Genomic DNA, 7,632 nt, shown 5'->3' with positions numbered 1-7,632 from the left:
GTTGTCGCTGATAAAGGCTCGCCAGTCAGCGTATACATCAGGCTCGTCCTGCGGCTGTACGCTGAGTGAGGTGGCCAGGTGTACGGCATCACGATAGAAGAACAGGCGGCTGATCTGATGCCCGGCATCCAGCACGGCGCGGGCAAAGTTAAGCGCACTGCGGGCTGCGGGGTCCTGGGGACCGGAAAGGAGAACGATGGCAAAATTCATAGCGGACGCCTGCACAAACAAAAAGGCCCGCAACATGGCGGGCCTCGTAGTATAACGCTGTTATCAGTCTTCGCCGAAGATGCCCAGCAGATGAAGCAGGCTGAGGAACAGGTTATAGATGGATACGAACAGCGTGATCGTGGCCATGATGTAGTTGTCTTCGCCACCATGAATGATCGAACTGGTCTGGTACAGGATCACGGCCGAGGAGAATAGTACGAAGCCGGCTGAGATTGCCAACGACAGACCGCTGATCTCAAAGAAGAAGCTCGCCAGGATCGCGCACAGCAGAACCACGAAGCCAGCCATGATGAAGCCGGACAGGAAGCTGAAGTCCTTACGCGTCATGATGGCGTACGCTGATAAACCGAAGAAGACCATGGCTGTCATACCAAGCGCCATTGCCACCAGAGATCCGCCGTTAGGCAGTGACAGATACATGTTCAGTATCGGCCCGGTGGTATAGCCAAGAAAGCCGGTGAAGGCAAAAGTCAGAACCAGGCCCCAGCCCGAATCACGGAATTTCGAGGTAAGGAACAGCAGGCCGTAGAAACCAACCAGCGTGATGATTAGACCTGGATGAGGCAGGTTAAGGCTCATCGAGATGAATGCTACCAAGGCACTGAAGGCCAGCGTCATGGCCAACAGTGAATAGGTATTGCGAAACAGCTTACTTACTTCTGCCTCGTTCACACCCGTATGTTGCAGGGCACCTTGACGATCGTTCATGGACTATAGCTCCAGTGGGGTAAATCGGTTTTCTAACTTACCCGGATCATACCGGTTCGATGGACCAAATCAAGCGTTTGCGCTGGTTAAAACGTTGCAGTTTGAAACCTTAGCCATTGACTAAGCAGAAGTTTCCGGTAGTATTGCCGGCCGTGGAGGGATGGCAGAGCGGTTGAATGCACCGGTCTTGAAAACCGGCGTAGGTTAATAGCCTACCCAGGGTTCGAATCCCTGTCCCTCCGCCACTAAACAATACACAAAAGCCCCTTGATCGGGGCTTTTGTCGTTTCAGCTCCAGGTACTTTACCTGCAGCCAGCTTTTCATTTCTCAGACTGTGCCAGATAGCTGTTAGCCACGGCGGTCCTATTAGCTTATGCTCCAATCAGATGATCTTGTCCTCAGGAAAAATGTGCCTATATCCATCGGAAGATGAATCACAGGTGATTTATGACGGCGAATATCAGCAGCGTTCTCGACAAACTGGCTACAACGATCAGCGACAGCACAGATCTTGAGGATCTGGTTCGTCCTTTCCTGGAAATCCTGGAAGAAGTGACTGGCCTGGAGTCGACCTATCTCACCCGCATTGATGAGGTCGAGGGACTGCAGCACATCCTTTTTGCGCGTAATACCAAATCCCAGCAGCTTGAGATTCCCGAGGGCTTGTCGGTGGATTGGGCGGATACGCTCTGCAAGCGGGCTCTGGATGAACAAAGGCCCTTTTCTGACGATGTCGCCAGTTGCTGGGGCGACTCAAAAGCCGCGAAGGCTCTCGGGATAAGCACCTATCTCAGCGAACCGGTGCGAGTAGGTGAAGGCGAGTTGTTCGGTACATTGTGCGGCGCCAGCAGTTCACGAATTGGTGTTGATGCTGAATCCCGGCGGCTACTGTCGATGCTTGCCCGTCTCATTGCGCGCCAGTTGGAGCGCGACAGATTGATGGCGCGCCTGCAGAAAGAGAATCTCGCATACAGCCAACAGGCGCTACTGGATCCGCTGACCGGCATACCCAACCGTCGTGCATTGATGCAGGAACTGGCTAGAGCCCTTGCAAATGCCCGCCGTAGCGGCATTCCACTGCATCTCGCATTTATCGATCTGGACCACTTCAAGAGAATCAATGACGATTTCGGGCATGATGCAGGCGACCGTTTTCTGATTCAGATTGCTCAAAGACTTGCCGCCGGATTGCGAGACGGCGACTTTGTGGCCCGCTATGGAGGCGATGAGTTTCTGGTCTTCGGGCCAGCCTATGCGGTGGATCTAGAAAACAGTGAGAAGAGGTTTCGCGAGCGTCTGGAAGAGCTGACAAGCGGCTTGTTCTTGTTGAACGACGACGATTTTTCTTACGCAGGTCCCAGTGTTGGTGTTGTGACTTCCGCTACGGATGAGAGCAAAGCTGAGGCTCTGATTGCCCGGGCAGATGCCGTCATGTATCAGGTCAAACAGTCGCGTCGCTCCGGATAGGGGAGGCCACTGCACTCACAAAACGCACTTGTGGCTGTACGAATATACAGTACAATCCTTTGACCGACCTGCCGCAAATACGGGGAGGGATATCGAAATCAAGCCAGAGGTATGCATATGGCCGTTGAAGTTGTTTATCGCAGTAGCAGAGACCCGGAGCAGCTGTTCATGGATAAAGCCGAAGCCGATCGTCACGACAAGATGCTGGAACTGGCCGAAGCCCTCGGTGAGGTCCTGCAGACCGCAGTTCCGTCACTGACCGAACAGAATGCGGAGGATGTAAGCCTGTTCCTCGCGCAGAATCGAGAAGTGCTGGCCAAGGCCTTCAAAAACAATCTCGGCGCTCTGGCCGATCTATTGCCTGCCTCCAGCCCCTCCTGACCTCCAGTACCATTCCTTCCGGGTCCCGCTCCACGCGGGCGCTCGCCTACCAACTCATTGAGACGGGTTTTCCCGCCGCTTGCTCCGAGCGGCGCAACTCTTTGCGCGGCTGGTTGTCAGACCAAAGTCTAGTCACCAAAGGGGTGGCGCGGTGCTAACGTGATAGTGCGATAAAAACAACAATCGGAGATGGTCATGTCCTTATCAAAAGAAGAGGCAGCTCGAAGCTACTGGAGGGAAAACCTCCGCTTCATGTTGATCCTGCTAGTCATATGGTTTGTGGTGTCATTCGGCGCCGGAATCCTGTTCGTCGACTTTCTGGATCAATTCAGGTTCTTCGGGTTCCCGCTCGGATTCTGGTTTGCCCAGCAAGGCGCTATCTATGCGTTCGTCGTCCTGATCTTTGTATACGTCTGGAAGATGAATCGGCTCGATCGTAAATACGATGTTCATGAAGAATAATAACAGGAGCCAGTAAATGGATACCCAAACCCTGATCTATCTCTTTGTAGGGGCGACCTTCGCGCTCTACATCGGGATCGCCATCTGGTCGCGCGCAGGCAGCACCAGCGAGTACTATGTGGCGAGCAAAGGCGTACACCCGATCGCCAACGGTATGGCCACTGGCGCAGACTGGATGTCTGCTGCTTCGTTCATCTCGATGGCAGGCATCATCTCTTTCACCGGCTACGACGGCAGTGTGTACCTGATGGGCTGGACTGGTGGCTACGTGCTTCTGGCCATGTGCCTGGCGCCATACCTGCGCAAGTTTGGCAAGTTCACCGTGCCTGAGTTTGTTGGCGAGCGTTATTACTCGCAGACCGCTCGCGTGGTGGCGGTGATCTGCGTGATCTTCATCTCCTTTACCTATGTTGCCGGCCAGATGCGCGGTGTGGGTATCGTGTTCTCGCGTTACCTGCAGGTCGACATCAACGTCGGTGTGGTTATCGGCATGGCGATCGTGTTCTTCTACGCCGTTCTCGGCGGTATGAAGGGCATCACCTATACACAGGTCGCACAGTACTGTGTGATGATCTTTGCCTACATGGTTCCGGCCATCTACATCTCGCTGCTGATAACCGGCAACCCGATCCCGCAGCTGGGCTTTGGCAGTACGGTTTCTGGTACCGATACCTACGTACTGGATGCACTGAACGGGCTCGGAGCGGAACTCGGATTCTCCCAATACACCGACGGCAGCAAGTCGACCATCGACGTGTTCTTTATCACCATGGCACTGATGGTGGGTACAGCCGGTCTGCCCCACGTAATTGTTCGCTTCTTCACCACTCCGACAGTACGTGATGCAAGAAAATCAGCAGGTTACGCGCTTCTCTTTATCGCAATTCTGTACACCACTGCCCCTGCGGTAGCGGCATTCGCGCGGACCAATCTGCTGACCAGCATTCCGAACGTCTCCTACGAGAATATTCCCGAATGGTTTGAGACCTGGGAGACGGCCGGTCTGGTCGCCTGGCAGGACAAGAACAATGACGGTGTAGTTCAGTACAGTCCTGGCGCACCGTTCCAGGGCGCTCCCAAATTCGAGGGCGTAGGCGAGTATGGTCAGCGTCAGGTGACCAATGAACCGACGGCCAACGAGAACGAGCTGTACGTTGACCGCGACATCATGGTTCTGGCTAACCCCGAGATCGCCGATCTGCCTGGCTGGGTAGTCGCGCTGATTGCTGCGGGTGGTCTGGCGGCTGCACTGTCAACGGCTGCTGGTCTGTTGCTGGTGATATCGACGTCGGTATCCCATGACCTGCTCAAGAGCAACATGATGCCCAATATCACCGAGAAGAAAGAGTTGCTCGCAGCCCGTATTGCAGCGGGGGTGGCGATCCTGATCGCCGGCATATTCGGTATCTATCCGCCGGCCTTTGTGGCGCAGGTGGTGGCCTTTGCGTTCGGCCTTGCGGCAGCATCGTTCTTCCCGGTCATTGTCATGGGGATCTTCTCCAAGAAAATGAACAAGGAAGGCGCTATCGCCGGCATGATCGTGGGCCTGACCTTCACCTTCAGCTATATCGTGTTCTTCAAGTTCATCAGCCCGGAAATGGATAACGCCGCCTTCTGGTGGTTTGGTATCTCGCCGGAAGGTATCGGCACCCTGGGCATGATCTTCAACTTCGTTGCTGCTGTTGCTGTGGCGTCCTTTACCAAGGCACCGCCAGAGCACATCCAGGTTCTGATTGAAGACATCCGAGTACCCCGTGGCGCAGCTGGTGCAATAGAACACTAAGCTCCATGGCAAGACCAAAACGCCCCGACTGGTTCGGGGCGTTTTGCTGTGTGGAATACGAGAGTTCTGAGCGCTAGACTGCGCAGAAGTTATCGGTGCCAGATATGGAGCTTTACAGAGGAATGGCCGAGCGGCTATTGAATCAGATTGTACCGCGGCGCGCCTGCCGCAAACGGCGCCAGTGACTTAGACGGGCATTCAGTTCGGCGAGGGTGTGGATGCCCTGGACGCGCGCTTTGCTCAGCAGGATCAGTGCTATCTCGGCTGTAGCCAGCGCATCGGCCGCGGCGTTGTGACGCTGGCTGTTGTTGAGATGGAAATGGCTCTGCCAGTCATCCAGGCCGCCACGACCAACTTTCGCATCGGGACAGAGCATCGGCGCCATTTCGGCGACATCAATAAACGAATGCTGTAGCCGCTGGCCCAGATCCTCACGCAAGCCGCGACGCAACATGCGCAGATCGAAGCCGGCATGGAAGGCCAGAAACACACACTCACCGGAAAACTCCATGAAATCCAGCAGCGCATCGGCGGCCCCCATGCCCTCGGCGATTTCACTGGGAGGGATTCCGTGAATCAGGATCGCCTCGGTAACCTGGTGGTTTTCCCGGTACAGCGTGCACTCGTATTGCGTCCCCATATCGATAGCACCTTGTTCGATGACGACCGCCCCGATCGACAGTACCTTGTCGCGCCGGGTGTCCAGACCGCTGGTTTCCAGGTCCATGACAACCAGGCGGGTGTCTTGCAGCAGGGTGTCGTCCAGCGCCTGGGGAGGGGGTAGCCTATCTCTGCGCGCCTGCTGAGCCTCGGTCAGGTTGGCACCACGCTTCTGGGAGAGCCAGTCGAGTGGATTCATAACTGGTAACGGATAGCCAGGCTGGATTGCAGCCGTTTGGCCTGGCGGAATGACTCGCGCAGAATGCGCCGGTCAAGGTGATTGAGGCTGTCAGGGTCGATACGATTGCTGAAGGGCCGACCTTCACGATCCTGCAATTGATGCTGCTGCATGCGAATCAGCTGGATGAAATGGTAGGCCTCTTCGTAAGCGTCAGCATCCTTGGCATCGATAACGCCCTTGGCCTTGAGTTGACTGAACCGCTCAAGCGTATTGCACTCAGCGACGCCATTGGACAGTGCCAGCAATCGCGCACCATCCACAAATGGCCAGAGTCCCTGGCGCTTCAGGTCCAGCGTGTCCTTCTCCGAGCCACTGCGGGCGACGACGAAATCGCGAAACCGGCCAATAGCGGGCCGTTGCGCCAGCGCGTTCTGGGCCAGCATGCGCTGAAACAGCGTGTTGGCGTGGACCTTGCGCAATACCTCGTCGAACACCTGTTCTGCCTGGACAGGCTCGCCCCAGATGACTCGAAAATCGAAGTAGATCGACGATGACAGCAGGTTTTCCGGTGTGGCGGAACGGATGAAGCGATCAAAGCGTGCTGCCCATTCACTCTGCGACAGACACAGCTCCGGATTGCTGGCCATGATATTGCCCTTGCATAGCGTGAAACCGCATTCGGCCAGCGCCTCGTTGATCTTGCCTGCAAGCGGTAGTAACTGAGCACGAATACTGGCTGCGTGCGCCGAGTCATCTGCCGCAAAAAGAATGCCGTTGTCCTGATCTGTGTGCAGCGTCTGTTCACGGCGCCCCTCACTACCGAAGCACAGCCAGGTGAAGGGGATGCCCGGATCGCCATGCTCGGCAATACACAGCTCGATTACCCGGCAGACGGTATGGTCGTTAAGCAGGGTGATGATATGGGTTATCTGCGTAGAGGAGGCGCCGTGGGCAAGCATGCTCTCGACCAGTTGGCGAATATCGGTGCGCAGGGAAGTAAGCGTGCTGACGCGTTTGGCCTGGCGAATGGTCCTGGCCAGATGGACCAGATCGACCTTCTGCAGCGAGAACAGATCACGCTCGGAGACCACCCCGACCAGACGGTCACGATCAACCACACAAATGTGCGCAATATGCTGGCCGGTCATTGCGATCGCTGCGTCAAAGGCACTGGCCGAGGAGGGCAGGCTGAAGGGGGAATGGGTCATTGCATCGCCAATCGGCCCGTTCACGTCGGTATCCGCTTCAGCAACGATTCGGCGCAAGTCGCGCAGAGTGAAGATACCCAGCGGCTTGCGCTGCTCGTCAACAATGACAATGCTGCCGACACTCGCCTCGTGCATTATTCTGACCGCCTCACGCACCGTCAGCGTGGGTCCACAGCTGATCGGACTGCGGACCGCCAGTTCTGCCAGGCGGGTGTCCAGGGAGTACTGCGCGCCGAGATTCTCGGCTGCGCGCATCTGCGCTTGCTGGTTGACCTGGTCGAGGAGGCTGCTGACGCCGCGCAGCGCAAAGTCACGGAAACCGGCCGAAAGGCCGAACAGCTTGACGAAGTCGCGGCGTGGCAGCGTCAGACAAAAAGTGTCTTCGCCGGCGATATGCTCCGTACGCGTGCCCCGCTCGCCGATCAACGCGGCGAGGGGAAAACACTCGCCCATGCTGATCTCGAACGTGGTTTCCGGTTTCTCCTGGCCGGCGAGCAAACGCTCTCCACGAACAAGACCCTGTTTGACGATATAAAAATGCTGCACAGTT

At 56.3% G+C, this 7,632-nt stretch carries 8 protein-coding genes and 1 tRNA gene; 5 read left to right on the top strand and 4 right to left on the bottom strand.

Annotated elements, in window-relative coordinates:
• Together ABYA88_RS14360 and ABYA88_RS14355 are read right to left on the bottom strand one after the other, a co-directional pair.
• The coding region (locus tag ABYA88_RS14360; RefSeq protein WP_373188079.1) for a DsrE/DsrF/TusD sulfur relay family protein at positions 1 to 210 on the bottom strand (210 nt) is incomplete at its 3' end.
• A 63-nt stretch (positions 211 to 273) separates the two neighbouring features.
• Complete coding sequence (locus ABYA88_RS14355) at positions 274 to 939, bottom strand: Bax inhibitor-1/YccA family protein (RefSeq protein ID WP_373188078.1); 666 nt, start codon at positions 937 to 939, stop codon at positions 274 to 276.
• Between the two features lie 154 nt (positions 940 to 1,093).
• Between ABYA88_RS14355 and ABYA88_RS14350 the strand changes: the two genes are divergently transcribed.
• From ABYA88_RS14350 to ABYA88_RS14330, 5 genes are all read left to right on the top strand, one after another.
• Positions 1,094 to 1,184: transfer RNA gene (locus tag ABYA88_RS14350), tRNA-Ser, on the top strand.
• A gap of 203 nt (positions 1,185 to 1,387) precedes the next feature.
• Positions 1,388 to 2,407, top strand: coding sequence for a GGDEF domain-containing protein (locus ABYA88_RS14345; protein WP_373188077.1), 1,020 nt, complete (start codon positions 1,388 to 1,390; stop codon positions 2,405 to 2,407).
• A gap of 117 nt (positions 2,408 to 2,524) precedes the next feature.
• Entirely contained in the window at positions 2,525 to 2,788 is a 264-nt protein-coding gene (locus ABYA88_RS14340; RefSeq protein WP_373188076.1) for a YebG family protein, read from the top strand.
• Positions 2,789 to 2,983: 195 nt separating this feature from the next.
• The gene (locus tag ABYA88_RS14335) at positions 2,984 to 3,250 is read left to right on the top strand and encodes a DUF4212 domain-containing protein (protein WP_373188075.1); all 267 of its coding nucleotides are present in this window, start codon (positions 2,984 to 2,986) and stop codon (positions 3,248 to 3,250) included.
• A 16-nt stretch (positions 3,251 to 3,266) separates the two neighbouring features.
• Positions 3,267 to 5,033: a sodium:solute symporter family protein gene (locus tag ABYA88_RS14330; protein ID WP_373188074.1), complete on the top strand. Its 1,767-nt coding sequence runs from the start codon at positions 3,267 to 3,269 to the stop codon at positions 5,031 to 5,033.
• Positions 5,034 to 5,175: 142 nt separating this feature from the next.
• Here ABYA88_RS14330 and ABYA88_RS14325 read toward each other — a convergent pair whose 3' ends face one another.
• Together ABYA88_RS14325 and ABYA88_RS14320 are read right to left on the bottom strand one after the other, a co-directional pair.
• Positions 5,176 to 5,892 carry a PolC-type DNA polymerase III gene (locus ABYA88_RS14325; protein ID WP_373188073.1) on the bottom strand — a complete coding sequence of 239 codons (717 nt, stop codon included), beginning with the start codon at positions 5,890 to 5,892 and terminating at the stop codon, positions 5,176 to 5,178.
• Positions 5,889 to 7,632, bottom strand: a 1,744-nt coding sequence (locus ABYA88_RS14320; RefSeq protein ID WP_373188072.1) for a putative nucleotidyltransferase substrate binding domain-containing protein, incomplete at its 5' end; no start/stop codon positions are given. The genes ABYA88_RS14320 and ABYA88_RS14325, both read right to left, overlap by 4 nt.

The organism is Halopseudomonas sp., assembly GCF_041579695.1.
GTDB lineage: Bacteria > Pseudomonadota > Gammaproteobacteria > Pseudomonadales > Pseudomonadaceae > Halopseudomonas.
This window is presented reverse-complemented; position numbering and strand designations above follow the sequence as displayed.